We start from the raw sequence: 26833 nt of genomic DNA, 5'->3' as shown, positions 1-26833 counted from the left end.
TCGCCGAGATTTCGGGTTTCCAGCGCGTCGCGACAGGCTCGGTACGCATGGATCGGCCGCCTTTCGCTGCAGGCGACGGCGGCCGATTCGAAGATGCGGGCACGCAGGAATGCGGCGGACGAGAGATGCGGAGCCGTCTATGCGGCATTGGCAGGAGCGGGCAGCTCGCCGGCGCAATGCGGGCAGCGCGTCGCGCCCTCCTTGAGCTCTTCCTTGCAGAAAGGGCAGGTGGGGGTAGGCTTGGCGGCCTCTTCCTTGATCAAGCGGTTCTTGAATTCGTTCACGGCCTTGATGAGGAAGAACACGACGAGCGCGATGATCAGGAAATTGATGACGGCGCTGATGAAGGCGCCGAAATCGATGCCGTTCTCGGTACCCGGCACGGGAATGGTGAGTCCCGCGACCTCGGCGCCGCCGCCCGTCACCAGCTTGATGAACGGGTTGATGATGTCGTTGGTCAGCGATGTGACGATCGCGGTGAATGCGCCGCCGATGATGATGCCGACGGCCATATCCATGACATTGCCTTTGGAGATGAATTCCTTGAACTCGTTCACGATCTTCATGGGGCCTTCTTTCTCGGTTTCGATTCGGCAACGCGGGCTGGCAAAGGAATGCCGGGTTCGTCTCGCCGTTCGCGTCGATTCTCGTGCAAGCGTCCGCTAGGTGAGCTCGGTCTGCGATTCATCGGAAAGCCCGAACGTCCGTGCAGAGACGGTTTCGAGCGAGATGGCTCCCATGGCGCATGCGTTCACGCAGGCGCCGCATCCGATGCAGTACTTCGGGTCGAAGTCGAGATCGCCCGTCTCGGGGGAGATGCTGCGCGCTCCGGTCGCGCAGACCTTGACGCAGTCATGGTTTTCTATGCAGGCATGCGCATCGGTCGCGCTGATGGTGAGGCTGACGGCATCCTCGATGCTGCCTTCGGCGACGATGGATTCGAGAAGCATGCGCCGCCGCGGCATCATAATGCGTTTCGTGCGTCCCGCGTCGGCATGCGGATTGACGATCTCGCCATCGCGAAGCTTAAGCTTCTCCTGCATGCGGCGCCTCTCGCGCGTGCGATACATTTCCTTGAGGGCATCGGAGCTCTTCAGAGATCGACGTCCGCTCACCACATCCAGGGCATCGTTCTTCAGGCTGCCGAAGGCTTCGCGGCGTCCATAGCGTTCAAGCGCCATGTCGGCCTTGCTCTGCCGTTCGGGAATCTCGCGATCGTACCGTATTTCGCGCCCGGTCCATTCCTGGGCCAGGTCCATCGCGTGCGTGTAGAGCATCTGCCCGCGCTCGGGGGCGATATCGCAGTCTTCGCAGTAATGCAGGTCGCAGGCGACGCAGAGCGGGATGTTCTCCGCGAGGAGCAGCGTCCAGAGCTCGGGCGGGATGCAGGCAAGGCAGGGAAGCACCGTGACGTTCTCGGCGGGCTTGAACCCGGGAAAGATATTTTCTTTGCAGGTCAGATAGACGATTTCTCCGCGCATGGCGACGCGGCGCAAATGCTCGTACAGCCTGCGCGTGTTCGTGGTCGACGAGGTGAAGGCATCGCAGACGCCCATGCAGATCCCGCATTTCGTGCAACGTTCCTCGTCGATGACGGGTGCGGACGCGTCATCGGGAAACGAGATGGCGTCCACCGGGCATGCGAGCGCGCAGCGCCTGCATGAGGCGCCGTGAGGCCGGACGCAGAGTTCGGGAAGCGCGATGATCTTCATTGCGAAGCGAAGGCGCGCTCGAGCGTCGAATCGATGCGTGCGAGCACGTCGGCGCGATCCATGAGCTCGATGGATTCGAACAGGGGCGGCGACACCATGTTTCCGCAGACCGCTACACGCAAGGGCTGGAACAGGAGCTTGGCTTTCATATCAAGCGTCTCGACGAGCGCGCGGCAGGCGTTTTGCAGAGGATCGCAGGCCCAGGGAATCGTCTCGTCGGCAAGCATCGCGCGGCAGGCGCGCAGCGCTTCTTCGGCGCGGGCGCCTTCCTTCAGCAGCACCTTCCGAACCGACGTCTCGTCCAGATCGACATGCGGGCCCCAGAACAGGTAGGGAAGCTTCTGGGCGCATTCGGACAGGCGCGTCTCGCGCTCGGCGAGCAGCGGATAGAGCCGTGCATACCATTCGGGGCGTTCGTCGATGTCGGATTCGGTCGCGCCGGCCTCGATGAGCCAGGGGCGCGACAGACGCACCCAGGCATCGGGGTCCATGCGTTGGATGTACTGCCCGTTCATCCAAGAAAGCTTGGTCTCGTCGAAGACGGCGTCCTTTTTCGTGATGCGGTCGAGCGAGAATGCCGAGCACAGCACGTCACGCGGAATGATCGTGGTCTCGCCGTCGAGGCTCCAGCCGAGAAGCGCGAGGAAATTGACCATGGTGTCGGGCAGATATCCCTGGTCGCGGTATTCCTCGACGCTCGTGGCGCCATGGCGCTTTGAAAGCTTCTTGCCGTCGGCGCCGAGGATCATCGAAAGGTGAGCGAAGGTGGGAACCGCGTATCCCAACGCCTCGTAGATGAGTATCTGACGCGGCGTGTTGGACAGATGGTCGTCGCCGCGTATGACATGCGTGATGCCCATGTTCGCATCGTCGCAGACCACAGCGAAATTATACGTAGGGGTGCCGTCCGAGCGCACGAGGATCATGTCGTCCATGACGTCCGCCGGGAAGCTCATGGGGCCGTATACGGCGTCGTCGAATTCGATCGGACCGCGGTCGTCGGGAACTTTCAGGCGCCAGACATGCGGCTCTCCCGCTTCGATGCGTGCCCGGGCCTCGCCCGGATCGATATCGCGGCATGCGCGGTCATAGCCGCCGTATGCGCCGCCGCAGGCCTCCGCGGCCGCGCGCTTCGCGTCGAGCTCCTCCTTCGTGCAGAAGCAGGGATACGCGGCGCCTCTGGCCTTCAGATCCTCGAGCGCATGCGCGTAGGTTTCCATGCGCTCGGTCTGACGGTACGGGCCGTGAGCGCCGCCGACTTCGGGGCCTTCGTCCCAATCCAGCCCGAGCCATCGCATGGCGCGGAGAATGATCTGGGTGTTCTCTTCGGTCGAGCGCTCGGGGTCGGTGTCTTCGATGCGCAGCACGAAGGCGCCTCCCGTCGCGCGGGCGAATGCCCAGTTGTAGATGGCCGTGCGCGCTCCGCCGATGTGGAGCTTGCCGGTGGGCGACGGTGCGAAGCGCACCCGTACGGGTTGTGCCATGGGATGGGACTCCTTCTGTCAGCGCGTGGCGGAGACGTCGCGCGGGCGTATCGAGCGTGCGACGATGCCTATGATAGTACAAAGGATGCAGGCGGAAACGGTGGCGCACAGCCAGACCTCGCCCATGCCGATCCAGAACTTTTCGGGATACATGCAGATGAGAAGCGAATCCCATGAGAATGTCCAGGTGCCTGCCTGGAAGAAGAGCGAATGAAACGCCGTGAAGAACCCGTAGAAGTCGACCGCGATCCAGATCGCGATCACGGCGAAGGCGCCGACGACGATGCCCGCGGCCGACATGAGCGCGCTGCCGAGGCTGCGCGACCCGTGGCGCGCGCCGACGATGACGCATGCGGCGAGCGCCGCGAGAGCGACGATGTCGAGCGTGAATCGGGCGGACGATATCACGTCGTGGCAGTCGTCGAGGTGCGCCAGCGCATCTTCGTTCAGCACGTACTGCTCGCCGGCGTGGTTCAAGGCGAACATGACCTGCTCGGGCGATGCAGAGGCAAGATTGCTCGGAAGGTTCGGAGCGCCGGGGATGCGGTCGCGATTGTCGTTCATGACCGAGACGTTGGCTCTGGTTTCCGCCGCGATGAGTGCGTTGAGGTCGTGGCTGCGCACGGTGTAGTCCTGCGTGGCGACGGCCAGGCTCACGAGCTCCTCGCGGTTGAAGGGCGACGAATCCGCGGTCGAGTACTTCTCGGAAAGCATTTCGGTGATGCCGCGAGGCAGGGCGCAGGCGAGGAATCCCGCGTATACGAGCGTGACGGCGACGAGCACGGCGCAGGCGGCTTCCATCGCGCGCCTCGCAAAGCCTCCGTGTTCGTCCTGCATGGTCTTCTCGGTCATGCGTTTCCCTTGTGCTCGCTTCAGTCCACCCAGATGCTGGCGGCGGTCAGGCCGCGCGTCGCCTTGCTGATGATGGGGTTGGGTCCCAGGCGCGAGAAGATGCCCGCGAAGCGTCCGTTGTAGACGTAGATGCCGGACATGTTCCCGCACGACACGGTCGAGCGCGTCGTGAAGTCCTCCTCGTCGCCGTACAGCCCGATCGCGGGCGTGCGGTAGAGGGTGCAGTAGGTCTGCGCGAGGAAGGGCGATCCTGCGGCGCCGCCTGCGTGCGCGGCGACGATCTCTTTCCATTCCGTCTGGTCGAAATCCTTGCCCGCGAAGACGTCGTGCGAACCGTATTCGTCGGTCGGCTTGATGATCCATTCGTCCTTGTCGGCGATGACGCGCGCGACGTCCACGTGCTCGTCGTCGAGGAACGCGGTGAAGGGGACGAAGCGTTCGATGAAGTCGTTCTCCTCATCGGTGAGCAGGGCGCGCGTCTCGGGCATGCGCAAAACGCCGAAGATCTGCTTGTCGTGGACCAGATGCCCCGCGAAGCTGCCGATGAGCGCGACCTTGCGTGCGCGGACGGCTTCGATGAGCGGTTGGGATTCCTCCCAGCGATCGATGATGTCGTTGGTGACGCAGCGGCGCCAGATGGCGTCGATGCGGTTGCCCTGGCCATCGCGCAGGGTCTCGCCATCGAAGGAGAGGTCGCGCACATCCGCGATGGAGCACGGGTGCCCGGCCTTCTCGAAAAGATCCTTGAATACGCCGAATTCGTCGACGATCGCGTTTTCGAGGAAATCGACGATCGCGAAGCGGGGGTTGTCGACGCGCAGATCGTAGGATTCATAGATGGAGACGAACTCTTCGATCCAGCCGTCGAAGAGGGTTCTGTCGCAGGTGCCGACCGTATGGTGCCGGGCGAATTCCTCGAAGGGGCGCGTATGGACGATCGATGCCGTGATCTCCCGGTTTTCGTTCATGCCGCTCGAGCCGTCGGCGTTGAATTCGCAGAACCGGCCTTCCAGCGTGTCTTCGTCCAAGAAGACGTCGAGGCGACAGAAGGGAAGAAGCGCGTCGTATCCTCGGGGAAGCAGGATCAGGTCGACGAGGCGTTCGTCGAGGTCGTAGACATGGCGGTACGCGGGGTTCTCGAGGTATGCGCGCATGACCTTGACCAGGATGGCGTGCGTCGTCTCGGCGATATGCTCGAACGCCTGTCTGGTCCGGGCGTCGTACAGGCGCGGCACGTAGGACGAATCCACGACGATGCCGTGGCAGATGGCCGTTGAATGCTCCATGTGATCGCGCGCGGCCCGGCGGCCCGGCTCATCGCCGTCGAGCGCATCTATGATGCCGAGGTACTCGGCGGTGAACGCGGCGTTATCGCTCATGCGGCGACCTTTCGGGAAACGCGCACCTGTCAGGGGTGCGAGCCGGGCGTGCAGTCATCCGTCGAAGTGTATCATCGGGTTTTGCGCGGATGCGCTTTTGCGCAATCCTTACATCTCTTCGCAACCGTTTCCTCGAACGGCGGCCCATCCGCGTGCAGACGCTTCCTGCGCTTTCGAACGAAATGATGGGGTCTTGCGCGCGCATTCCGCTCAAGCGGGTCAGGCTGTGGTACAGTCGCATTCCTTCTCATCTATCCACGTTCATCCATGGTTCTCTATGAATGCATGATGCGCGACGCCTGAAGGAGGCGGAACTATGCCCGATACCCATTCTTCCTATCTGTTCACGAGCGAATCGGTGACCGAGGGCCATCCCGACAAGCTGTGCGATCAGATCTCCGACGCCATCCTCGACGCCATCCTCGCGAAGGAGGCCGATCTCGAGGCCAAGGGCTATGTCGATCCGACCGGCCAGCCTGCGGACGTGGCCGCCGTGCGCTGCGCGTGCGAGACCATGGCCGCGACCGGCATGGTCATGGTCAGCGGCGAAATCCGCACGAACGCGTACGTGGACGTGGACGACATCGTGCGCGACGTCGTGCGTAGCGTCGGGTACGACCGTGCGAAATACGGTTTCGACTGCGACACCTGCGGCGTCCTCAATGCGATCCACGGCCAGTCGGCGGATATCGCGATGGGCGTCGATTCCTCATACGAGGCCCAGCATGACCAAGCTTCCGATTCGGCCGACACCGTCGGCGCCGGCGACCAGGGCATGGTCTTCGGATACGCCTGCAACGAAACGCCGACCCTCATGCCGATGCCGATCTACCTCGCCCATCGCCTGGCCGAGCGTCTGGCCGAGGTCCGCAAGGACGGCACGCTGCCGTATCTGCGTCCCGATGGGAAGACGCAGGTCTCCGTTCGCTATATCGACGGCGTTCCGACCCAGGTCGAAAAGGTCCTCATCTCGACGCAGCACGCCGAGGACGTCACGCCGGCCGAGCTTCGCTCGGCGCTGACCGAGCACGTGATAGGCGTGGTGTTCGCACGCGAAGGCGTCAGGCTTTCCGACGACGTCGAGATCCTCGTGAACCCCACCGGCCGCTTCGTCATCGGCGGGCCCCAGGGCGACGTCGGGCTCACCGGCCGCAAGATCATCGTCGACACCTACGGTGGCATGGGCCGCCACGGCGGCGGCGCCTTCTCCGGCAAGGATTGCACCAAGGTCGACCGTTCCGCCGCCTACGCCGCCCGCTGGGTCGCCAAGAACGTCGTCGCCGCACGGCTTGCCGACCGATGCGAGGTTCAAATCGCCTACGCCATCGGCATGGCGCGTCCCGTTTCCGTCATGGTGGAGACCTTCGGCACCGAGCACGTGCCCGTCGAAGACATCGAAGCGGCCGCGCGCTCGGTGTTCGACCTGCGCCCGGCCGCCATCGTCGACGCTCTCGGCCTTCGTCGTCCGATCTATCGCCTTACGTCGAACTACGGTCACTTCGGCCGCGAGCTTCCCGAGTTCACCTGGGAACGCCGCGACAAGGTGGACGATCTGCGCGCCGCCTGCGGCCTCGCATAGGTTTTGCGGGGGTTCGTGCGGGCGCGCCGCGCCTCTGCGATCCAAGGCGCCAGGCGATGGCCTCGGCGCCTTTCCCGTATATCTCGAGCCGGTAGGGAAGGGGTCCTATGCGCGTCGCGTCGGTCATAGTCGATATCGCGACCCGGTCGCTTGACGGGGCCTTCACCTACTCGGTTCCGACGGACTGCGCCTCGGTGCAGGTGGGGTGCGCCGTGCTCGTGGGGTTCGGCAAACGTCGCGCGGTCGGATACGTGACGGCCGTCGAAGACGTCGAGGAAGACGATGTGCCGCATGCGGTCAGGCCGATCCTCTCGGTGCTGTCCGAACCGTATTTCGACGAGGACGGCGCCGCTCTCGTCGATTTCCTTGCGAGCCGCTATGTCGCTCCGCCTGCTTCATGCGCGCGCCTCCTGACGCCGGCGGGACGTCGTCCCACGGTCTCGCATGCAGATGGCGCATGGGTGCTCAAGCGTCCGCCTGCCCGTCGCGCGCAGGCCTCTTCGCCCGCCGCGACCGAGCAGGATCCGCCTTCGGCGCCTCCTGCGCTCACGGAAGGGCAGGAAAAGGCGGTGCGCGCCATAACCCGGGCCCGGAAGCTCGCGCGCGGCGACGTCGTCGTCGTGGACGGCGTGACGGGAAGCGGCAAGACCGAGGTCTATCTGCGCGCCATCGCAGACGTGCTCGCGCAGGGGCGCGGCGCCATCGCGCTTGTGCCCGAGATATCCCTCACGCCCCAGACGGTCGCGCGGTTCGAGGCGCGCTTCGGGTCGACCGTCGCCGTCATGCATTCGAACATGACTCAGGCCGAGCGCTTCGACCAATGGAAGGCCGCGCGCGACGGCACCTGCCGCATCGTCGTCGGGCCTCGCAGCGCGCTGTTCGCCCCGGTGCGCGATCTGGGCATCATCATCATCGATGAGGAGCATGAAAGCACCTACAAGCAGGAAAGCGCGCCGCGCTACCACGCGCGCGACGTGGCCGCGTGGATCGCGCGACGCCGGGGGATCCCCCTGGTCCTCGGATCTGCCACGCCGTCCATCGAAGCGCTCGACGCCTGCGCCCACGACGAGCTTTGGCATCGCGTGTCCATGCCCGACCGGGTGAACGGACGGCCGCTTCCCGATATCCGCATCGTGGATATGGCGCGTGAATTCGGCTCAGGATCGCGCATGATGTTCTCGCGCGAGCTTTCCGACGCCATCGTTGAAGCGGTGGATGCAGGGCGCAAGGTCGTTCTCATGCTCAACAAGCGCGGGTTCGCGAGCTTTCTGCTCTGCCGGGAGTGCGGATTCGTGCCGGAATGCCCGACCTGTTCGGTATCCCTGACGTATCACGAGGTCGATCACGCGCTCGTCTGCCACCATTGCGGCAGGCGCCTGCCTGTGCCGCCTGCCTGCCCACGATGCTCGAGCCCTTATCTCAAGAAGTTCGGCGCCGGCACCCAGCGCGTGGAATCCGAACTCGAGCGCCTGCTCGAAGGGCACGCCGCCGACGTCATCCGCATGGATTCCGACACGACTTCATCGCGCGGCGCGCATGCGCGCCTGCTCAAGCGATTCTCGCGTCCCGGCGCCTCGGTGCTTCTAGGCACGCAGATGATCGCGAAGGGCCTGGATTTCGATGACGTGACCGTGGTCGGCGTCATCAATGCGGACACGCAGCTCGCCTTGCCCGATTTCCGCAGCGGGGAGCGCACCTTCGACCTGATCGAACAGGTGGCCGGACGCGCCGGACGCGGCCGCTTCCCCGGACGCGTCTTCGTGCAGACCTACGCGCCCGAAGATGCGGCCATCTCCTGCGCCGCACGCTACGACCGCAGCGCATTCTTGTCGTGCGAATTGGGGAAACGAAAGGTTCTCGGATATCCGCCGTATGCGCGCGTCGCGGATGTGCGCATCTGGGGCGCTTCGGAGCAGGAGGTCCGTGCCTGCGCGCACGACGTCGCGGGCGCGATCGCCGCCGTTGTCGCCGATGCGCGGAGGGAGCAAGGCGATGCCCGCTGGCAGACGCTCGGCGCCGCCCCCTGCACGCTCGGCAAGCTGCGCGGCATGCATCGCTGGCACGTTCTCGTGAAGGCGCCGCCCGCTTCCGATATCTCTTCGGCGCTTGCCTCCGTGCTGCGACCTTGGCGCACGCCGCGCGGCGTGTCGGTCGCCGTCGACGTCGATCCTCAATCCATTCTCTAGCGCGCATCCCACGGCAAGCCCCTCACAAGGGCTTTCGCTCTGCGCGACGATTCGATGCGCCAAGCGGCCTGCGCTTGGCCGTGCAGGCTTCCTTCTTTCATGGAGCCATGCCCGCTGCCTGCACGGATGTGCGCCGCTCTGGTATACTTGCCTTTCGGAAAAACGATGTCCCGACGGGTGGCGCGGGGCTTGCCTGTCATGATTGGAGCGATACGACGTGGTTGCGGATACTCTCGAGGTCCTTGCATACCCCGACCCGACCCTGCGCCAGGTCTGCGAGGATTGCGATCCTGCCGACAAGAGCCTGCGCAAGCTCGCGCGCAGGATGGCGAAGACCATGTATGCCGACAACGGCTGCGGGCTCGCCGCGCCCCAGGTCGGCGTTCTGAAGCGCTTGATCGTCATCGACTGCGATCAGGATAGCGGCGCCAAGAACCCCATCACGCTCCTCAATCCCACCGTCATCGAGACGCGCGGTCCCGAGGTGGTCGAAGAGGAGGGCTGCCTGTCCGTTCCGGGCATCACGGTTCCCATCCGTCGTCCCGCGTATGCCATCGTGCGCTATACGGATCTCAACGGCGAGGACTGGATCATCGAAGGCGACGGCCTTCTGGCCCGCTGCCTGCAGCATGAGATAGACCATCTCAACGGCATCACGTTGTTCGAAAGCTGCGATCTGAACGAACGCATCAAGGCCATGACGGCCTACGAAGCCGCCTTGGCGGCGGGTGCCAAGGCGGGCGACACGGCCGTCCCGTCCATCTAGGACGGCTTTCGAGCCACGTATCTTCGCGAGGGGGCGCGATGCCCCGCATTCCTTTTGACAGCGACATAAAGGAGCGCCAATGCGCATAGCCTTCATGGGGACGCCTGAATTCGCGGCACGCATCCTCATCGAGATCAAGGAGCAGCACGACATCGTGTGCGTGCATACCCGACCCGATGCCGTGCGAGGGAGGGGATCCAAACTCGTTTCGTCTCCCGTGAAGCGCGTGGCGCTCGAATCCGGCATTCCTGTGCGCGAACCGCGCACCCTGCGCGATGCCGGAGAGCTCGCTTTCCTGAGATCCCTCGCCCCCGATGTCGTCTGCGTCGCCGCCTATGGGAAGATCCTTCCGCAGGCCGTCCTCGACGTTCCACGCTTCGGATGCCTGAACGTCCATGCCTCGCTTCTGCCGAAGTACCGCGGCGCCGCGCCGATCGAGCGTGCGATTCTCGCGGGCGACGAGCAGGTAGGCGTCTGCATCATGCGCATGGAGGCGGGCTTGGATACCGGCCCGTTCTGCATCAGCCGTTCGGTCGCCGTCGCCGGCCGGGGCTGCGAGCATCTGACGGGGGAACTCGCCGATATCGGATCATGCGCGCTGCTTTCCGCCCTCGCCGAACTCGAAACGGGAGCGGTGCGGTGGATCGACCAAGACGACGCGTGCGCGAGCTACGCGCCCAAGATCGAGCGCGGCGAGCTCGATCTCGATCCTGCGGAGTCCGTCGCCGTCAACCTCAGACGGGTGCAGGCATCGTCTACGGCCCATACGTCGCGCTGCCGTATCGGCGCGAAGGGGATAACGGTTGTTTCCGCCGGGGCGGCTCCTGAAGGAGCGCGTGCGCCCGCGCAGGGCATGGCGACGTTTTCCGGCAAAAAGCTCCTTCTGGGATGCGCGGACGGAGCGGTTGAATTGCATGAGGTCCGTCCCGATGGGAAGGCGACGATGAGCGCGAAGGCCTTCGCCGCGGGCGTGCAGGGATTGAAGAACTCGGATATCGATTGGGAGAAGAGATAATGACGGAGCATTCGCATAACGGGTCGTCTTCGAACGGCAAGCGCAGCCAGGGCGGCTCTCCGCGCGGCGGACAGGGTTCGTACGGCGGCGGGCGCCCCGGATCGGGGCGCGGGGGATATCGTTCGTACGGGTCGAACCAGGGCCGCGGCGGGCGTCCCGGCGCAGGCAAAGGGGGCAGGCCCGGGTCATCGTCGCACGGCTCCGGCCCTTCGAGGGGCTTTTCCTCGGATAGGCGGGATCGTCGCGACGGCGGATACGCCGGCAAGGGTTCTTCGGGCGGTCAGAGGGGCGGCAAGCCGTATCGGTCCAATCATCCGGGATCCTCGTCCGACCGCGCGGATGGTGCGAAACGGGGGTACGGCGCGCGTTCGTATGACGGGAAGAAATCCTACGGCGATTCGAAGCCTCATGGGTTCAAAAAGCCGTATGCAGGGAAGAAGCCGTATAACGATCGTTCCCGCGATGGAGGGGCCCAGGGGCGCAGGCCCTACGGAACGGACGAACGCCGCGACGGGGACCGAAAGCCGTACGGATCCGGCCCGCGTCGGGACGACGGCCGCACGTCGTATTCATCCGGTCCGCATCGCGGCAACGACCGCAAGCCGCATGCATCGGATCCGCGTCGGAGCAACGGGCGTGCGCCGTATGGCGCGCCGCGTTCCGGCGGCGGACGCGGGTTCGATCGCAAGCCGGGTTCCGGCCAAGGCCGGCCGTTCGATCGCGACGCGAAGCGCTCCGACGCCCGTCCGAACGCTCGAGGGACCGATCGCCCGAAGCGTTCTTCCGAGCGCGATTCCCGTTCAGGGGCCCGTGCAGGTGCGCCTGCACGTCGTACGCATCTGACTCCCGCCGCACGTCATGACGCGCGCTTCAAGGAAAGCGGTTTCGTGTATCGCGGCGCCCTCGAGGACAAGCGCGACCGCATGAGCGGTCCGCGCACGGGTCCTCGCGGCGGACGCGGGTTCGATGCCAAGCCTCGACGCCCGTTCGACGATAAGCCGCGCCGCGATGCGAAGAAGCGTCCCGCGCCTTTGAAGCTGCGCCTGAAGGACGAGAGCATCGAACGGAAATTCCGCGTGGCCGACGGCCGCGTGGCCGCGTACGCCATCGGGCGCGCGGTGCGCGAGCGCGGCGCCTACGTGTCCTCCGTCGCGCCGACGGTCACCGCACGCATCGAAGACATCGATCCCAAAGACGTCGCCTTCGCGACTCGCCTTTCCAAAGGCGTCGCGGCCACCTGGGGCACCCTCGATGAATTCATCGATCGCACCATGTCGTCGCCCGACGACATCCAGGCCGACGTGCGCGATGCCCTGCGTGTGAGCGCTTACGAGCTCGTGTTCCTGCATAAGCCTCCGCATGTCGTCGTCGACCAGGGCGTCGAGCTCGTGCGCTTCGTCGAGCCCAAGGCCGCGAACCTTGCGAACGCGGTCTTGCACCGCATGGTCGAGGCCGCCGACGACTTCCCGTTCGGCGATCCCGAGACCGACGATGCCGCGCTCGCCCGCTCATGCGCGTTCCCAGGCTGGATATCGCGCCGCCTGATCGACGAGCTCGGGCGCGCCGATGCCGCCGAGTTCATGCGGGCCTCCATGGGCGATGCCCCGGTCTTCGTCGCGGTGAATTTCGTCCGTGCGAAGGTATCCGAGATCATTCAGGCATTCAAAGAGGTCGGCACCGAAGTCGAACCGATCGCGGGCGTTCCCGGATGCCTGCGCGTCCACGGCGCCAAGGCGTTCAAGACGCCGCGCATCAAGAGGCTCTTCGACGAAGGCAAGATGCTCGTGTCCGACCAGTCCGCCCAAGCCGTCGCCCTCTTCGCCCTTCCCAAGGAGCGTCCTGCGCGCTTCCTCGAAATCGGCAGCGGACGGGCGACCAAGACCGTCCTGATGCAAAGCGCCGCGTATCGCCGGTACGGCGCGTTCATGGATATGGTCTCGGTCGACGACCATGCTTTCAAGGCCGAGATCCTGCGCGAGCGCATGGAGTCCTACGGCATCGAAGGCGTCGAGGCGCGCGTCGCCGACGGCCGCATGCTTTCGAAGTCGTTCGACGCCGGATCCTTCGACGCCGTGTTCGTCGACGCACCCTGCTCGGGCATCGGCACGCTCCGTCGCCATCCCGAGATCAAGTGGCGCCTGACCGCATCGGACGTGTCGACGCTCGCGATGACCGGCTTCGACATGCTCATCGAGGCTGCCGGTCTCGTGCGCGTCGGCGGCATGCTCACGTATTCGACCTGCACCGCTTTCAAAGAGGAAAACGAACAGGTCGTCGATCGGTTCTTGAAGATGAAGACGGGCGAATCGTTCGTCGTCGAATCCACGATGGCCGTCAAACTCGTCGAGGGCGGTCCCGACGCGCATTACGCGGTCAGGCTGCGCCGCGTCCGATAGGCGTGGCTCCTTGCGTCGAAGGGCGCCTGTCCGATCGTCCCGATACTGCGGGATCGATGGTCGGACGGGTGCCCTTCACGCATTTTCCCGCCGCTCGGTCGGGACGCCTACGAGCGCGCATTCCTCCGTCCGAGGGCATCCACGTCTATGCCCTCGAGTTCCAGCAGATAGCGCTTGATCTTGGTTCCGTATGCATAACCGACCATATCCCCCGACGATCCGACGACGCGATGGCAGGGGATGACGATGGGGATGGGGTTCCTGTTGTTCGCCATGCCGACGGCCCTGAACGCCTTCGGCCGTCCCACCTGCGCGGCAATGTCGGCATAGCTGCGCGTCTGGCCGTACGGTATGGATGAAAGCGCCTGCCAGACCTCTTTCTGGAACGGCGTGCCCTTCGGGGCGAGCGGCAGCGAAAACGTGCGGCGCTTGCCCGCGAAGTATTCCATGAGCTGGGTCGCCGCTTCGTTGGTGAGCGCCGTGGGAGAAAGCGCGCTGCCCTCGACGTCCAGCACGCCGAATCCGATGCGGACGACGGCTCCTCCGCTGTCGACGATGGTCATGCGGCCCTGGGGCATGGCATAGACGTAGTGGTTCATCGATCCTCCTTCGGCTCGTATTCCGATTATACGGATTCGTCTCGGCGTGCGTTTCCGGCCTTCCTGCGGCATCGCGTGAAAAACGCGTCGGTGCGGCGTTGCTTAGACGCGAACGGCGCACCCTCGCCGAAGGGCTTCCCGGTTGGGGTAGAATGACATGAAGTCACACGCGCCTTCCAAGGAGTCCCGCATGCATTCCGATGTCCGCATCTCACCTTCCATCCTCTCGGCCGACTTCATGAACATGGAACGCGATATCGAGGCGATCACGATGGGCGGCGCGGATCTGATCCACGTCGATGTCATGGACGGGCACTTCGTCCCGAATCTGACGATAGGCGCGCCCGTGGTCGAAGGGCTGTCGCACGTCGCGCGCATACCGCTCGACGTGCATCTCATGGTCTCGAATCCCCTTGATCAGCTGCCGTGGTTTCTGAAGCATGCACCGTATCTGGTCACGGTTCATGCAGAGGCGCTTAATGCCGAGGCGGGCGAGTTCTCGCAGGCCATCGATGCCATCCATGCCGCCGGTTCCAAGGCGTGCATCGCGCTTAGGCCCGACACCGACGTCGATGTGCTCGCGCCCGTCATCGCCGATCTCGACATGGTGCTCATCATGAGCGTCTATCCGGGCTTTTCGGGGCAGTCCTATATCGGAGGATCCGATGCGCGCGTCGCGCGCGTGGTCGAAATCGCCCGCGTCGCCGGCGCTTCTCCGCTGATCGAAGTGGATGGGGGCCTGGGTGCCAACGAAGCGACGCGTGCGGTCGTCGCCGCCGGAGCGGACGTGCTCGTCGCGGGCAGCGCCGTGTTCTCGAACGGCGATTTCGCGACGAACATCGCCGCTATCCGCGCGGCGGCATCCGAGGCTCGGGCAGGATGCGCGCGATGACCTATCTCGACTACGCCGCCACCGCGCCGCTCGTTTCCGAGGCGCGTGCGGCGATGGAGCCCTTCATCGCGGATGCGGGCCATCTCTTCGGCAACGCCAACTCCCTCCACCAGACGGGGCGCGATGCCTTCGCCCTGCTCGAAGATCTGCGCGTATCCTTGGCGCGCACGCTCGGCGCACGTCGTCCCGACGAGATCGTCTTCACATCGGGGGCCACCGAATCGGACAACGCCGCCCTTATCGGCATCGCGCTCGGCATGCGCGAAGAACGCCGTCTTGCAGGTCGTGCGACCTCGGGGCGCGTGGTTATGTCGCGCATCGAGCACCATGCCGTGCTCAACTGCGATCGGATGCTGCGCGCCCTCGGTTTCGATGTGTCCTTCGTCGATAACGACGCCGCCGGCCGCATTTCTCCCGAAGCCCTCGAGCGCGTCATGGACGATGACGTCGTGCTGGTCAGCATCATGATGGCGAACAACGAGGTGGGAACCGTCCAGCCTGTCGTCGGGCTCGCACGCGTCGCCCGCACGCATGGCGCGCGCTTCCACACCGATGCCGTCCAGGCGTTCGGAAAGCTTCCCGTCGATGTGGACGCCCTCGGAGCGGACGCCCTCTCGCTTTCGGCGCATAAGGTCGGCGGACCCAAGGGGCAGGGCATCCTGTACCTGCGCACGGGCACGCCCTTCGTCGCATATCTCGCCGGAGGCGGGCAGGAACGCGGGCTGCGCAGCGGCACCCAGGACGTCATGGGCATCGCGGGGTCGGTCGCCGCCTTCGCGCAGGCGGCTGCGCATGCGGATGCGGAAGGATCGCGTCTGGCGCTCCTGCGGGACGCGGCCTACGCGCGCTTGTCGGCCGTTCCGGGCGTGACGCCGACGCTCGCATCGGCTATCGGCCCCGGTTTTCTTCCGAATATCGTCAATGTATGCGTGCGCGGATGGGAAAGCCAATCGCTCGTGCTGCGCCTCGATATGCGCGGGTTCAGCGTTTCGGGCGGATCGGCCTGCTCCTCGAATTCCCTTTCGCCTTCTCATGTGCTGTCCGCATGCGGCATCGACGGCAAGCGTGCCCAAGGGTCGTTGCGTCTGTCGTTCGGCCCCGACACGACGATCGAAGACGTGGAAGCCGTCGCGCAGGCGCTCGAAGATATCGTCTCGGCAGGGGATAGGTGATGGCTATGCTGACGGTAGGCGAGCTCGAGCGCAGGCTTCTCGAGCGGTATCCGGCCTCGGACGCCGAGCCGTGGGATCGCACCGGCCTGCTCGTCGGCGATGCGCATGCCGCCGTCACGCGCGTGGCCTGCGCGCTCGATGCGACTCCCGATGCCATCGCCCAGGCGCGCGATGCAGGCGCGAACGTGCTGCTCACGCATCATCCCGCCTTTCTCGAGCCTCCGTCGTCCTTCGTGCGCGGCCGCGCTTCCTACGAAGCGTCCATCGTCATGGCCGCGCTTTCATCGGACGTCGCGCTCATGAACTTCCATACGGCGCTCGACGTGAGCACGGATGCCCGCGAGACGCTTCCGGCGATGCTCGGCCTTTCCGTCGAAGGCGTTCTGGAACCCGTATCTCCTGGATCCGACAAGGGATACGGGCATATCTGCCGCCTGAACGCCCCCTGCGCGCTCGACGACATAGCCCGTTCGTGCGTGGGTGCCTTCGGGCGCATGCCGCGTATCTGGGGTGCGTCCGGCCTGTCGATACGCACGCTCGTCACCTGGACGGGCTCTGCCGGAGGGTGCGAACGGGAATGCCTTGCGCGCGGTATCGATCTGCTTATCTGCGGCGAGGTGAAGTACCACGCGGCCTTGGCCGCCGCCTCGCAGGGCCTTGCCCTCGTCGAGCTCGGCCACGACGCGTCGGAGCTTCCGTTCGCCGACGTGCTCGCGCGCGCCTGCGTGCGGGCGGGGGTCCCCTCGGACGACGCCTTCATCATCGGACGGGAAGACTCCTGGCATACCCTCTGAACGGAAAGGCGGCCACCATGCGCGCGACCGAAGAGCAAGTCGAAGCCCTCGAGGGGCTGCAGAAGGCCGATACGGCCATTTCGCGTCTGACACGCGAGATCGAGGCGCTCCCGCAGCGCGCCGAGATCGCAGAGGTCCGCCGTCGGCGCGCGGCGCTCCAGGATCGCCGCCGCACGCTCGTCGGCATGCGCAAGGATGCCGAAGCCGATATCGACGACCTCAAAGACCAGGATGCCGTCCACGCCTCACGGCAGGTCGAGGCCCAGGCGGCCATCAACGATGCCGCGGGCAACTATCATGAGATATCGACGCGCACGAGGGCGCTGGAAAACCATACGGCCAAACGCGCGGCATTGGCTGCGAAGATCGACGAGCTCGAGACCCGCGTGCTCGAAGCGTCCGAGCTCGAAGAGGCGGTCGACGGATCCCTTGCTGCGCTCGATGCGCGCGAACACGCTCTCGCCTCGGCGTTCCGCGATTCGGCGTCGGGGCTGGCATCGCAGCTCGAAGCCCTGAAGGAGCGCCGTGCGCGTCTCGTCGCGGCTGCAGGCGACGATATCGTCGCCGAGTACGGACGCATCGCCGCGCTTAAAGGCGGCGTGGCGGTCGGGCGCCTCGAGGAAGGGAAGTGCACCGCCTGCCGAGCGCCCATCGAGCCGGAACGCATCCTCGCCCTCCGTGCGGAGGCGCCGCTCGGCGCATGCCCGCGATGCGGCCGCATGATGGTCGTTCCCGAGAGGTAGGTTCCTTTGTGTGAATCTCCTGATGACGAATTCCTGTGCGGCACGTCGCCTTGCGCAAGCCGTATCATCGTGTCCACGTAAGGCGCACGACGTCCAGGTTCTTGCGCCTACCCGCTTGCAATGGCGGATGGCCCTGTGCTATATTGCTTGAGCTTTTTTGCGTATAGCCAGATAGATATCTGATTATGATGGAGTGTGAATTATGTCCAAGGTTTGTGATATCTGCGGTAAGCACCCTGTGGCGGGTCGCAGCATCAGCCACTCTCACCGCGTCTCCAATCGCATGTTCCGTCCTAACGTGCAGAAGATCACGGTTCTTGAGAACGGCCATCCGGTCAAGAAGAACGTCTGCACCCAGTGCATGCGCTCCGGCAAGGTCACGCGCGCATAATCACGTCCGTCTTCGCATGCATCAAGCCCGCCTTCGCGGGCTTTTTTCGTATCGGTCGCCTTCTCCGTTTGTGAAATCAGGTGAGATGCGGCGACGCCGCAGCGCAGAGCGGGCGATGGGCTATACTTTTCCCATATACGCGCGGTCGTGAGAAAGGATGATTTCATGGCTCTCCAGGTTTCAGGCAACCTGCATGTCTCCAATGACGTAATCGCCGACATCGCCGGCAAGGCTGCGATGGAATGCTACGGCATCGTCGGGATGTCCTCTCCCTCGCTGCAAGACGGCATCGCGACGCTGCTGCCGGCGAACCGCCTCCGCCGCGGCATCCAGGTCACGTCCTCGGAGGCCGGCATCCACGTCGATGTCTACGTCATCCTCGAGTACGGCACCAACATCGGCACCGTGTCCCAGAACCTCATCGACAACATCACCTATACGCTCGATACGTACGTCCAGGTGCCGCTTGACGGCATCGACGTGCACGTGCAGGGCGTCAAGGTCCGCAAGTAACGCGGCCAGGGGCTATTCGACAAGGAAGAGAGAGTACGTAACGTATGAGTGACTACACGCTCAACGGCATCCTCAATGCCGTTGCCGTTGCTGCGAAGACCCTCGACGGCCGTAAGGAAGAAGTCAACCGCCTCAACGTGTTCCCCGTCCCCGACGGCGACACGGGCACCAACATGTCCCTGACCCTCCAGATGGTCGTCACGAACCTCGCGAAGCTTCCAATCGGCGCGACGGGCGACGATATCTGCAAGGCCGTCACCACCGGCGCGCTCATGGGCGCCCGCGGCAATTCCGGCGTCATCACGTCGCAGATCCTGCGCGGCATCTGCGAAGGAGCCGCATCCCAGACCGAGCTGACCGCCTCGGCCGTCGACGCGGCGCTCGACCGTGCGCGCGAAGTCGCCTTCCAAGCCGTGCGCAAGCCGGTCGAAGGCACCATCCTCACCGTCATCAAGGATGCCGCAGCGGCGGCGCGCAAGGCCAAGAAGCGCAAGCTCGGCGTCGAAGAGGCGATGGAGGAAGTCGTCAAGGAGGCCTACGCGTCCGTCCAGCGCACACCCGATCTCCTTCCCGTGCTGAGGGAAAACGGCGTCGTGGATGCCGGCGGCTTCGGCCTGGCCATCCTTCTCGATTCCTTCGTCGCGTCGCTCACGGGCAAGGAAGGCTTCACGGAAAGCGCCTTGGCGCTTTCGCGTCCGGCCCCGAAGGTCGAAATCGAGCAGATCAACGACTGGGATCCCGATTCGGCGTTCCGGTACTGCACCGAATTTCTCGTCCATTCCGACACCATCGACGTGGATGCCGCCAAGGATTTCCTCCCTACGATGGGAGATTGCGACCTCATGGTCGGCATGCATCCCAATTTCAAGGTGCATGTCCATTCCAACCGTCCCGACCAGGTCCTCGGTTGGTTCCTCACGCATGATGCCCAGATCTCCGAGGTCCATGTGCACAATATGGGCCTGCAAAGCGAAGAGCGCGAAGCCAAGATCGAAGCCGATGCCGCCGCGGCACGCAAGCCCTTGGGCGTCGTCGCCGTGGCCCCGGGCGCAGGCAACGCCAAGATCCTCGAGTCGCTCGGCGTGGACAAGGTCGTGTCCGGCGGGCAGACGATGAATCCCTCGACGGCCGATCTGCTCGAAGCCGTCAAGGGCGTGAATGCCGATGCCGTCATCATCCTGCCGAACAACAAGAACATCATCATGGCCGCCCAGGCCTGCTGCGATGTGTCCGAGAAGCCGTGCGGGCTCGTGCCCACGACGAGCGTTCCCCAGGCCTTCAGCGCCATGTTCGGATTCGATGCCGACGCCGCGCTCGAAGACAACCTTTCGGCCATGGCCGATGCCTGCGCGGAGACCAAGACCGGAGAAGTCACGCATGCCATCAAGGACGCCAAGGACGCGCACGGCAATCCCATCAAGGACGGCGACGTGATCGGTATCGCCGACGGCTCGATCGAATCGATCGGCATCGACGTCTCAGACGTCGTGCTGGCGCTCTTCAAGGTCATGGACGCGGATGAAGCCGACACCGCCACCGTCCTCGCAGGCGAGGACTTCGCCGACGATGCCCTCGAAGCTCTGGTGGAACGTATCGAAGAGGCATATCCCGAGCTCGAGGTGGATTCCCAGCGCGGCGAACAGCCCCTGTACCCTGTCGTCTTCTCGCTCGAATAAGCCTACGTAGAGGAATGTCCCTGCATGCAGGATCGCTTAGCCGCCACCCTCGCCTTCGATGCTTCGGTCTCTGCCTTGACCGGCGTCAGCTCGGGCAGGGCGGCGGCGTTCCTGCGCCTCGGCATCGAAACGGTACGCGACCTGGTCCAGCATTATCCTCGACGCTACATTGATATGACCAGGCTCGACACGATCGAGCATGCGCCGCTCGGGGAGAGGGTCACGATCATCGGCGAGGTGCATGAGGTCGTGCTCAAGCGTCCGCGCCGCGATCTGAGCCTCGTCGAGGTCACCGTCGTCGACGGTACGGGAACGCTCATCGTCACCTTCTTCAAGCAGCCGTGGCTGCAACGCTCGATACGGCAGGGCATGCGTGTCGGCGTCTCGGGGGAGCTTGAATTCAATTACGGCTACAAGCGCATGAAGTCGCCCTTTCTCGACGTGATCGACGAGGGCGGGCCGATGCTCGCCGGCTCCATCATTCCCGTGCACGGCGCGACGGAGAAGGTTTCGGCCGGCATCATGCGCAAGGTGATCCGAGCCGCGCTTGCGTCCATCCAGGGCTGCTTCGATCCGCTGCCGCTCAGGCTTCGCACGAGGTATCGCTTGATGAGCCGTGCCGCCGCGCTCGCGTCCATCCATTTCCCGCAGACGGCGGATGACATCGCGCAGGCCAAACGCAGGCTTGCCTACGAAGAGCTGCTCCTGCTCGAGATGCACCTTCTCGCCTCGGCCCGCTCCTTCACGCAGGGGAAAGCGGCCCATGTCCACGTCTTCGACGGACCGTTCAGCCGCGCGCTTTCCGCCGCGCTCCCGTTTTCCCTGACCGACGATCAGCTGCGCGCCGTCGCCGACATCCAAGGCCGCATGGCGACGGATTCGGCCATGTCGCATCTGCTGCTCGGCGACGTCGGCACCGGAAAGACCATCGTCGCAGCCTTCGCCGCCGCCGCTGCGGCCGATGCGCGCGCGCAGACGCTCATGATGGCGCCGACCGAGGTTCTGGCTTCCCAATACGCTCGCGCGCTCGGCCCTCTGTTCGATGCGGCAGGAATCACGTGGGCGTTGCTTACGGGATCGACGCCCGACACCGATCGTCGGGACATGCTCGCCCTCTTGAAAAGCGGGCACATCGACGTGCTCTTCGGCACGCATGCGCTCATCGAGCCCGACGTCGTCTGCCATGATTGCGGGCTCGTCATCGTCGACGAGCAGCAGCGTTTCGGCGTGCGGCAGCGCGCCGATCTGCTCGCGAAGGGCGTTCTGCCCGACGCGCTCTATATGACGGCGACCCCCATTCCGCGCACGCTGGCGCTTGCGCTCTACGGCAATCTCTCGCTGTCATACCTGAAGGATATGCCGGAAAACCGGCCGGGCCGTACGACGCACGTCCTCGGTTTTCGAGAGCGGGGCCGCGCCTACGATGCCGTGCGAGCAGCATGCGCGAAGGGAAGGCAGGCGTTCGTCATCTGCCCGCTCGTCGGCACGAAGCCGCCGCGCGACGAGGGAGCGCATCCTCGTCCTCGCGACGATGAGACGGATAGGGAACCCTTCATCGATTCCTTCGACGACCTCCCCGAGAACAACGTGCGCGCGGCGGAGGCCGAAGCGGCGTTCCTCCAAGCCAAGGTCTTCAAGGAATTCCGTGTCGGGCTTCTGCACGGCAAGATGAAGCCCGCCGAGAAGGAAGAGGCCATGGCTCGCTTCAGAGAAGGGGACATCGATGTGCTGGTCGCGACGACGGTCGTCGAGGTCGGCGTCGACGTGCCGAACGCGACCTGCATGGTCGTCGAGGACGCCGAACGCTTCGGGCTCTCGCAGCTCCATCAGCTGCGCGGCCGCGTGGGCCGTGGCGGCATGCGCGGCGAGGTCTATCTCGTCGCGGCGACGTCTTCTGACGAAGCGCTCGAGCGGCTTTCGGCGATGGAGGCGACCGACGACGGCTTCGAGCTCGCCGAACGGGATCTTGCTCTGCGCCGCGAAGGCGATATCCTCGGGAACCGGCAGCATGGGGCATCGGCTCTCAAGCTCGTGAACATCATGCGCGACGGGGCGCTCATCGAGGCGGCCCATGCCGATGCGGCCGAGCTCGCAGACGACGATTCCGAAGAAGGCAAGGCCGTCTCGGCGCTTCTGCTGCACGAGGCCGAAGTCGTGTTCGGTCCGGCGACGCCGGATGCGGTGCTAGGAGGTTGACATATGATGAGGGTTATCGCCGGCGAGTTTCGCGGACGCAGGATCACGGCTCCTGAGGGCCTGGATACGCGCCCGACGGCCGACCGGGTGAAGGAATCCATGATGAGCGCGCTCGTATCGGCGACGGGCGGCTTCGAGGGAACATGCGTCCTGGACGCCTTCGCCGGAAGCGGCGCCTTAGGCATCGAGTGCCTTTCTCGGGGCGCCGATCTGGCCGTGTTCTTCGATTCGTCGCGCGATGCGTGCGCGGCCGTCGAGGCGAATCTGAAATCCATGGGCATCGACGCCGGGCGAGGCCGGCTTGTGGCATGCGATGTCCTGAAGCGTCCGCCCGTCTCGCCACACCGCCCGTTCGACGTCGTGCTGCTCGACCCGCCCTATGCGATGCCCGCAGCCGAGGTATTCGACCTCGTACGACGCCTTGCCGCGGCGCGCGCTCTCGCTGCCGACGCCGTCGTGTGCTACGAGCACGTCGCATCGCTCGATTTCGATGCGGAGACGGCGTCTGCGGGCCTGGCCGTCGACGTTCGGTCGCGCAAACGCATGCGCGACGTGGCCTACGACATATTCACGCTGCGCGACGGCGCGGCATCGAAAAAGGGGGACTGACATGAAACGAGCGCTCGTTCCGGGAACGTTCGATCCGATCACCAACGGCCACCTCGATGTCATCGAACGCACGGCCGGCATCTTCGACGAAGTCGTCGTCGGCGTGGCCGCATCCGCGAAGAAGCGTCCCATCTTCACATTGGAAGAGCGCGTCGCCCTCGTCCAGGAGTCGACGGCCTGCCTCGAAAACGTCACGGCCGTCGGCTTCGACGACCTTCTTGTCAATTTCGCACGTCAAGCAGGTGCCACGGTCGTCGTCAAGGGTCTGCGCGCGACGACCGACTTCGAATACGAATTCCAGATGTCGGCCATCAATTTCAAGCTCGACGGCGATGTCGACACCATGTTCATCATGTCGTCGCCTGACAAGATGCATCTGTCCAGCTCCATCGTGCGCGAGCTCATGCAGTTCCATGGCGACATCTCGTCCATGGTGCCTCCCTGCGCCGAGCGCGCGTTGAAGGAAAAGTTTTCGTGCTAGAATGCCAAGAAGTATTTTCTATGCACCGGGATACCGACTCCACGCGCGTCCGCACATCGGGTACCATATGCTGCGGATTTGCATGCAGAGCATCTAGGAAGGGAAGACATGGACGAAACGGGAGTATTGGGGCTCATCGAGGAGCTTTCCATCCTTCTTGAGGACTCGAAGCCGGTCTTCGGCAAGAACAATCTCCGTCAGGTCGACATCAACCAGGCCTTCGAGATCATGGATGAGATTCGCGAAACCTTCCCCGGGGAATTCGCCCAGGCCCGCCAGATCGTGCGCGAGCGTCAGAGCCTTCTGGACGATGCCGATGCCGAAAGCGCGCGTCTCATCGACGACGCCCGCAGCCAGGCCATGACGATCGCCTCCGAACAGGAGATCGTTCGCATCGCCCAGCAGCAGGCCGATACCATCATGGCGGATGCCCGCGAGCTCGAGCGCCAGACGCGCGCCGGGGCGGAAGATTACGCCGACGAAGTGCTCGGCCACGTCGAATCCAGCCTAGATTCGCTGATCACGAGCGTTCGTCGCAGCCGCGACCGTCTCAACAACCAGAGCGTCCAACGATGAGGAACGGCCTGTCCATCGAATTGCCTTCGACGCTCTTCGCCACCGCGGAGAGCGTTCCCTTTTCAGGCGCCTACGATGTCGGCATCCTTGCATCGGGTTCGGACGAATACCGGGCCGACGCCCCCTTCGTCTGGAACGTGCGCGTCACGAACGTCGGAGGGGCCATGCTCGTCGAGGGCACGGTCTCAGGCAGCCTGACCACGCGCTGCAGCCGCTGCCTCGCCGATGTTCCTATCGATGTTTCGGGCGACGTCGAGGGGTATTTCATCATTCCCGGCAAGGGCACGGCGCCCGACGGCATGGAGGCCGACGAGTTCGACGTCCTGAGCAACGATCACGTCATCGATCTCGAACCTCTGCTCAATGCCGCGGTCCTGCTCGAGACGCCGCTTATGCCGCTGTGCAGACCCGAGTGCCTCGGGCTCTGTCCGACCTGCGGCGCGAATCTCAACGACGGTCCCTGCGGCTGCGCGCCGGGCTCCGCGGGACCTTTCAGGGAGAATCCGTTCTCGGTTTTGAAAAACCTTGATTTAGGTGTGGAGTAGCCTTGCGAGGTGGCGTTTCCTTTGATAGCATATCTCGTCGCGTGATTTCGTAGTGTATGTTCGGCCGGTGGTTCGGCCGGCTGGATAAGGAGATGGAGAACCATGGCAGTCCCTAAGCGTAAAACCGGTCGTGCCCGCACCCATTCGCGTCGCAGCGCCAACGACGTCGTTCCTATGCCCGCTCGTTCCACCTGCCCGCAGTGCGGCGCCGTCAAGCTTCCTCACCGCGTGTGCGGCAACTGCGGCTACTACAACAAGCGTGAGGTCATCGAAGTCGAGTAGCCTCGCCTTGGAACCGAACGCCTTGAATTGCCGGCTTTAGGGTCGGCAATTTGCGTATAGAGAGGTAGTGCAATGAGCAGCATCGTCATCAGCGTCGATGCCATGGGCGGAGACGATGCCCCGGGCGTCGTGCTCAAGGGAGTGGCCGAAGCGCTTGCCGCCGATACCGACCTCGAGGTCGTCCTGGTCGGCCCCGAAGACGTCGTCGGGGATTTCTGCCGCACGCACGACCGGTGCGAACCCTGCGTGGCCACCGAGGTCATCGGCATGGGGGAGCATCCCGCGAACGCCGTGCGGGTCAAAAAGGATTCGTCGATCGTCGTAGGATGCCGTCTCGTCAAGGAAGGCCGCGCCGACGGGTTCTTCTCGGCAGGCTCGACGGGCGCCTGCCTCGCGGCGGCCGTGCGCGTCATCGGACGCATCAAGGGCGTGCGCCGTCCGGCGCTCACCACCATCATCCCGTCCCCTGAAAAGCCCGTTGTCATGGCAGATGTCGGGGCGAATGCCGATTGCAAGCCCGAGTATCTCGTGCAATTCGCTCAGATGGCCGTCATATACGCGCGCCGCATCATCCATATCGCCGACCCTCGGGTCGCGCTGCTCAACATCGGCTCCGAGCCGACCAAGGGCTCCCAGTTCTATCAGGAAACCCATGGGCTTCTGCGCGCCCAGGTGCCCGAATTCGCCGGCAACGGAGAAGGAAACGATATCATCCCCGGCGCCTACGACGTGTTCGTCTGCGACGGATTCACCGGCAACGTCGCGCTCAAGACCATCGAGGGGACATCGAAGCAGCTGTTCAAAAGCCTTAAAGGCGTCATGACCGCACATCCCCTGAACGCTCTCGCCGCCGCCGTCCTGAAAGGGTCGCTGCGCGATTTCGCATCCCGGCTCAGCGCGGATACCTACGGCGGCGCGCCCCTGCTCGGCGTGCGCGGCGCAGTGATCGTCGGCCATGGCTCGAGCAGCCCGCTCGCGATCAAGAACGGCATCCTCACCACGGCGGCCTGCGTGCGCGAAGACGTCTGCGGGCTCATCGAGAAAGCGGTGCAGGCATGAGCCATACCCCCGAGCAATCGGCCAAGCTCGATTTGGCGCAGCACGTGATCGGCGTTGCATTCGACGATATCGACATCCTTCTCGCCGCCATCACCCATCCTTCCGCGACCGAGGGCAAGCCGGTCAAGTTCTCATACGAACGCCTGGAATTCCTCGGCGACAGCATTCTGGGAGCCATCGTCGCGAACGAGGCCTTCCACGCGTATCCTGAAATCGACGAAGGCGGGCTGACCCGCATCAAGGTCGCGCTCGTTTCAGGCTCCAGCCTGTCCGATGTCGCCGCCAAGCTCGGGTTCGCCGATATCATCGTCTTCGGGTCCTCCGAGCGCGGCACGGGACGCCGCGGCCTGCATTCCGCGCTCGAAAACGTCTACGAGGCCGTCGTCGCCGCGCTTTTCCTCGACAAGGGCATGGACGGCGCGCGGGATTTCGTGCGCCGCACGCTCATCCCGCGCATGGATATCGAGATGGCGCGCGAACCCGAGAATCCCAAGAGCGCGCTTCAGGAAAAGCTTCAGGAAGAAGGCATCACGCCTACCTACAAGCTGGTCGAAACGCAGGGTCCGCCGCACGACCGCACGTTCGTGTCCCAGGTGTTCGCCGGTCTGACCGCGCTCGCGCAAGGCATCGGGCGCACGAAGAAGGAATCGGAAAGCCAGGCCGCCAAGGCGGCGCTCGATATGATCGACGCCGACGGCGCCCAGGCGCCGGACGCGCGCACCATGAAAGAGCTCCAGAAGGCAGAGGCGAAGCGTGCCCAGGCCAAGGCGAAGGAGGAGCAGCGTCGCGCCAAGGAGGAGGCGAAGCGCCAGCGTGCCGAGGCCCGCAAAGGAAAGGACGCATCGTTTTTCGGTTGGCCTCTCAAGCCGGCCGAACCGCGCGAGCTTCCTGCAGCGGCCGATGACGAGGCATCGCCTGCCGACAAGGAGCTCTGAG

At 64.6% G+C, this 26833-nt stretch carries 26 protein-coding genes; 20 read left to right on the top strand and 6 right to left on the bottom strand.

Features of this window, described 5'->3' with window-relative positions; all coding sequences use genetic code 11:
* Positions 1-137: 137 nt before the first annotated feature.
* The 5 genes from mscL to HMPREF1155_RS06545 form a co-directional block, all read right to left on the bottom strand.
* Positions 138-566, bottom strand: a complete 429-nt coding sequence (gene mscL / locus HMPREF1155_RS06565; protein ID WP_006361349.1) for a large conductance mechanosensitive channel protein MscL — start codon at positions 564-566, stop codon at positions 138-140.
* 96 nt (positions 567-662) lie between these two features.
* The gene (locus tag HMPREF1155_RS06560; protein ID WP_009078522.1) at positions 663-1712 is read right to left on the bottom strand and encodes a 4Fe-4S dicluster domain-containing protein; all 1050 of its coding nucleotides are present in this window, start codon (positions 1710-1712) and stop codon (positions 663-665) included.
* Positions 1709-3196, bottom strand: coding sequence for a glutamate--tRNA ligase (gltX, locus tag HMPREF1155_RS06555; RefSeq protein WP_009078647.1), 1488 nt, complete (start codon positions 3194-3196; stop codon positions 1709-1711). The genes HMPREF1155_RS06560 and gltX overlap by 4 nt, the downstream gene beginning before the upstream one ends.
* An 18-nt stretch (positions 3197-3214) precedes the next feature.
* The gene (locus HMPREF1155_RS06550) at positions 3215-4048 is read right to left on the bottom strand and encodes a DUF1461 domain-containing protein (protein WP_009078398.1); all 834 of its coding nucleotides are present in this window, start codon (positions 4046-4048) and stop codon (positions 3215-3217) included.
* 20 nt (positions 4049-4068) lie between these two features.
* Positions 4069-5427 (bottom strand): hypothetical protein, encoded by a 1359-nt coding sequence (locus HMPREF1155_RS06545; protein WP_006361353.1) that lies wholly within the window; start codon positions 5425-5427, stop codon positions 4069-4071.
* Between the two features lie 316 nt (positions 5428-5743).
* On the opposite strand from HMPREF1155_RS06545, the gene metK reads away from it, so the two are divergent.
* From metK to HMPREF1155_RS09125, 5 genes are all read left to right on the top strand, one after another.
* Positions 5744-7006, top strand: coding sequence for a methionine adenosyltransferase (gene metK / locus HMPREF1155_RS06540; RefSeq protein ID WP_009078181.1), 1263 nt, complete (start codon positions 5744-5746; stop codon positions 7004-7006).
* 107 nt (positions 7007-7113) lie between these two features.
* Positions 7114-9192, top strand: coding sequence for a primosomal protein N' (gene priA / locus HMPREF1155_RS06535; RefSeq protein ID WP_006361356.1), 2079 nt, complete (start codon positions 7114-7116; stop codon positions 9190-9192).
* A 217-nt stretch (positions 9193-9409) separates the two neighbouring features.
* Entirely contained in the window at positions 9410-9958 is a 549-nt protein-coding gene (def, locus tag HMPREF1155_RS06530; RefSeq protein WP_009078683.1) for a peptide deformylase, read from the top strand.
* Positions 9959-10037: 79 nt separating this feature from the next.
* Entirely contained in the window at positions 10038-10973 is a 936-nt protein-coding gene (fmt, locus tag HMPREF1155_RS06525; protein ID WP_009078581.1) for a methionyl-tRNA formyltransferase, read from the top strand.
* A complete protein-coding gene (locus tag HMPREF1155_RS09125) occupies positions 10973-13369 on the top strand; it encodes a transcription antitermination factor NusB (RefSeq protein ID WP_009078178.1) in 2397 nt (798 codons plus the stop codon). Before fmt ends, HMPREF1155_RS09125 begins: the two co-directional genes overlap by 1 nt.
* 107 nt (positions 13370-13476) lie before the next feature.
* Here HMPREF1155_RS09125 and HMPREF1155_RS06515 read toward each other — a convergent pair whose 3' ends face one another.
* Positions 13477-13968, bottom strand: coding sequence for a methylated-DNA--[protein]-cysteine S-methyltransferase (locus HMPREF1155_RS06515; protein WP_006361360.1), 492 nt, complete (start codon positions 13966-13968; stop codon positions 13477-13479).
* 190 nt (positions 13969-14158) lie between these two features.
* On the opposite strand from HMPREF1155_RS06515, the gene rpe reads away from it, so the two are divergent.
* The 15 genes from rpe to rnc all read left to right on the top strand — a co-directional run bounded on the left by rpe (position 14159) and on the right by rnc (position 26832).
* Positions 14159-14860, top strand: coding sequence for a ribulose-phosphate 3-epimerase (rpe, locus tag HMPREF1155_RS06510; RefSeq protein WP_009078478.1), 702 nt, complete (start codon positions 14159-14161; stop codon positions 14858-14860).
* The gene (locus HMPREF1155_RS06505) at positions 14857-16032 is read left to right on the top strand and encodes a cysteine desulfurase family protein (RefSeq protein WP_009078402.1); all 1176 of its coding nucleotides are present in this window, start codon (positions 14857-14859) and stop codon (positions 16030-16032) included. The genes rpe and HMPREF1155_RS06505 overlap by 4 nt, the downstream gene beginning before the upstream one ends.
* On the top strand, positions 16032-16826 hold the full coding sequence (locus HMPREF1155_RS06500) for a Nif3-like dinuclear metal center hexameric protein (protein ID WP_009078219.1): 795 nt from the start codon (positions 16032-16034) through the stop codon (positions 16824-16826). The genes HMPREF1155_RS06505 and HMPREF1155_RS06500 overlap by 1 nt, the downstream gene beginning before the upstream one ends.
* Before the next feature lie 17 nt (positions 16827-16843).
* Positions 16844-17569 (top strand): zinc ribbon domain-containing protein, encoded by a 726-nt coding sequence (locus HMPREF1155_RS06495; RefSeq protein ID WP_009078699.1) that lies wholly within the window; start codon positions 16844-16846, stop codon positions 17567-17569.
* Between the two features lie 202 nt (positions 17570-17771).
* The gene (gene rpmB / locus HMPREF1155_RS06490) at positions 17772-17960 is read left to right on the top strand and encodes a 50S ribosomal protein L28 (RefSeq protein WP_009078211.1); all 189 of its coding nucleotides are present in this window, start codon (positions 17772-17774) and stop codon (positions 17958-17960) included.
* A gap of 165 nt (positions 17961-18125) precedes the next feature.
* Positions 18126-18473: an Asp23/Gls24 family envelope stress response protein gene (locus HMPREF1155_RS06485; RefSeq protein WP_006361368.1), complete on the top strand. Its 348-nt coding sequence runs from the start codon at positions 18126-18128 to the stop codon at positions 18471-18473.
* A 44-nt stretch (positions 18474-18517) separates the two neighbouring features.
* On the top strand, positions 18518-20149 hold the full coding sequence (locus HMPREF1155_RS06480; RefSeq protein ID WP_009078697.1) for a DAK2 domain-containing protein: 1632 nt from the start codon (positions 18518-18520) through the stop codon (positions 20147-20149).
* A 24-nt stretch (positions 20150-20173) separates the two neighbouring features.
* Entirely contained in the window at positions 20174-22345 is a 2172-nt protein-coding gene (locus HMPREF1155_RS06475) for an ATP-dependent DNA helicase RecG (protein ID WP_009078162.1), read from the top strand.
* Positions 22346-22348: 3 nt separating this feature from the next.
* Complete coding sequence (locus HMPREF1155_RS06470) at positions 22349-22954, top strand: RsmD family RNA methyltransferase (RefSeq protein ID WP_009078335.1); 606 nt, start codon at positions 22349-22351, stop codon at positions 22952-22954.
* 1 nt (position 22955) lies between these two features.
* A complete protein-coding gene (gene coaD, locus HMPREF1155_RS06465) occupies positions 22956-23435 on the top strand; it encodes a pantetheine-phosphate adenylyltransferase (protein WP_006361372.1) in 480 nt (159 codons plus the stop codon).
* 108 nt (positions 23436-23543) lie between these two features.
* Complete coding sequence (locus tag HMPREF1155_RS06460; RefSeq protein ID WP_006361373.1) at positions 23544-24011, top strand: hypothetical protein; 468 nt, start codon at positions 23544-23546, stop codon at positions 24009-24011.
* On the top strand, positions 24008-24556 hold the full coding sequence (locus HMPREF1155_RS06455; RefSeq protein ID WP_009078637.1) for a DUF177 domain-containing protein: 549 nt from the start codon (positions 24008-24010) through the stop codon (positions 24554-24556). Before HMPREF1155_RS06460 ends, HMPREF1155_RS06455 begins: the two co-directional genes overlap by 4 nt.
* A 102-nt stretch (positions 24557-24658) precedes the next feature.
* Positions 24659-24838, top strand: coding sequence for a 50S ribosomal protein L32 (gene rpmF / locus HMPREF1155_RS06450; RefSeq protein WP_009078180.1), 180 nt, complete (start codon positions 24659-24661; stop codon positions 24836-24838).
* A 72-nt stretch (positions 24839-24910) separates the two neighbouring features.
* Complete coding sequence (gene plsX / locus HMPREF1155_RS06445; RefSeq protein ID WP_009078291.1) at positions 24911-25897, top strand: phosphate acyltransferase PlsX; 987 nt, start codon at positions 24911-24913, stop codon at positions 25895-25897.
* Positions 25894-26832 carry a ribonuclease III gene (rnc, locus tag HMPREF1155_RS06440; RefSeq protein ID WP_009078244.1) on the top strand — a complete coding sequence of 313 codons (939 nt, stop codon included), beginning with the start codon at positions 25894-25896 and terminating at the stop codon, positions 26830-26832. Before plsX ends, rnc begins: the two co-directional genes overlap by 4 nt.
* Position 26833 lies beyond the last annotated feature (1 nt).

The sequence above is a fragment of the Slackia sp. CM382 genome, from assembly GCF_000293015.1.
Taxonomy (GTDB): Bacteria; Actinomycetota; Coriobacteriia; order Coriobacteriales; family Eggerthellaceae; genus Slackia; species Slackia exigua.
This window is presented reverse-complemented; position numbering and strand designations above follow the sequence as displayed.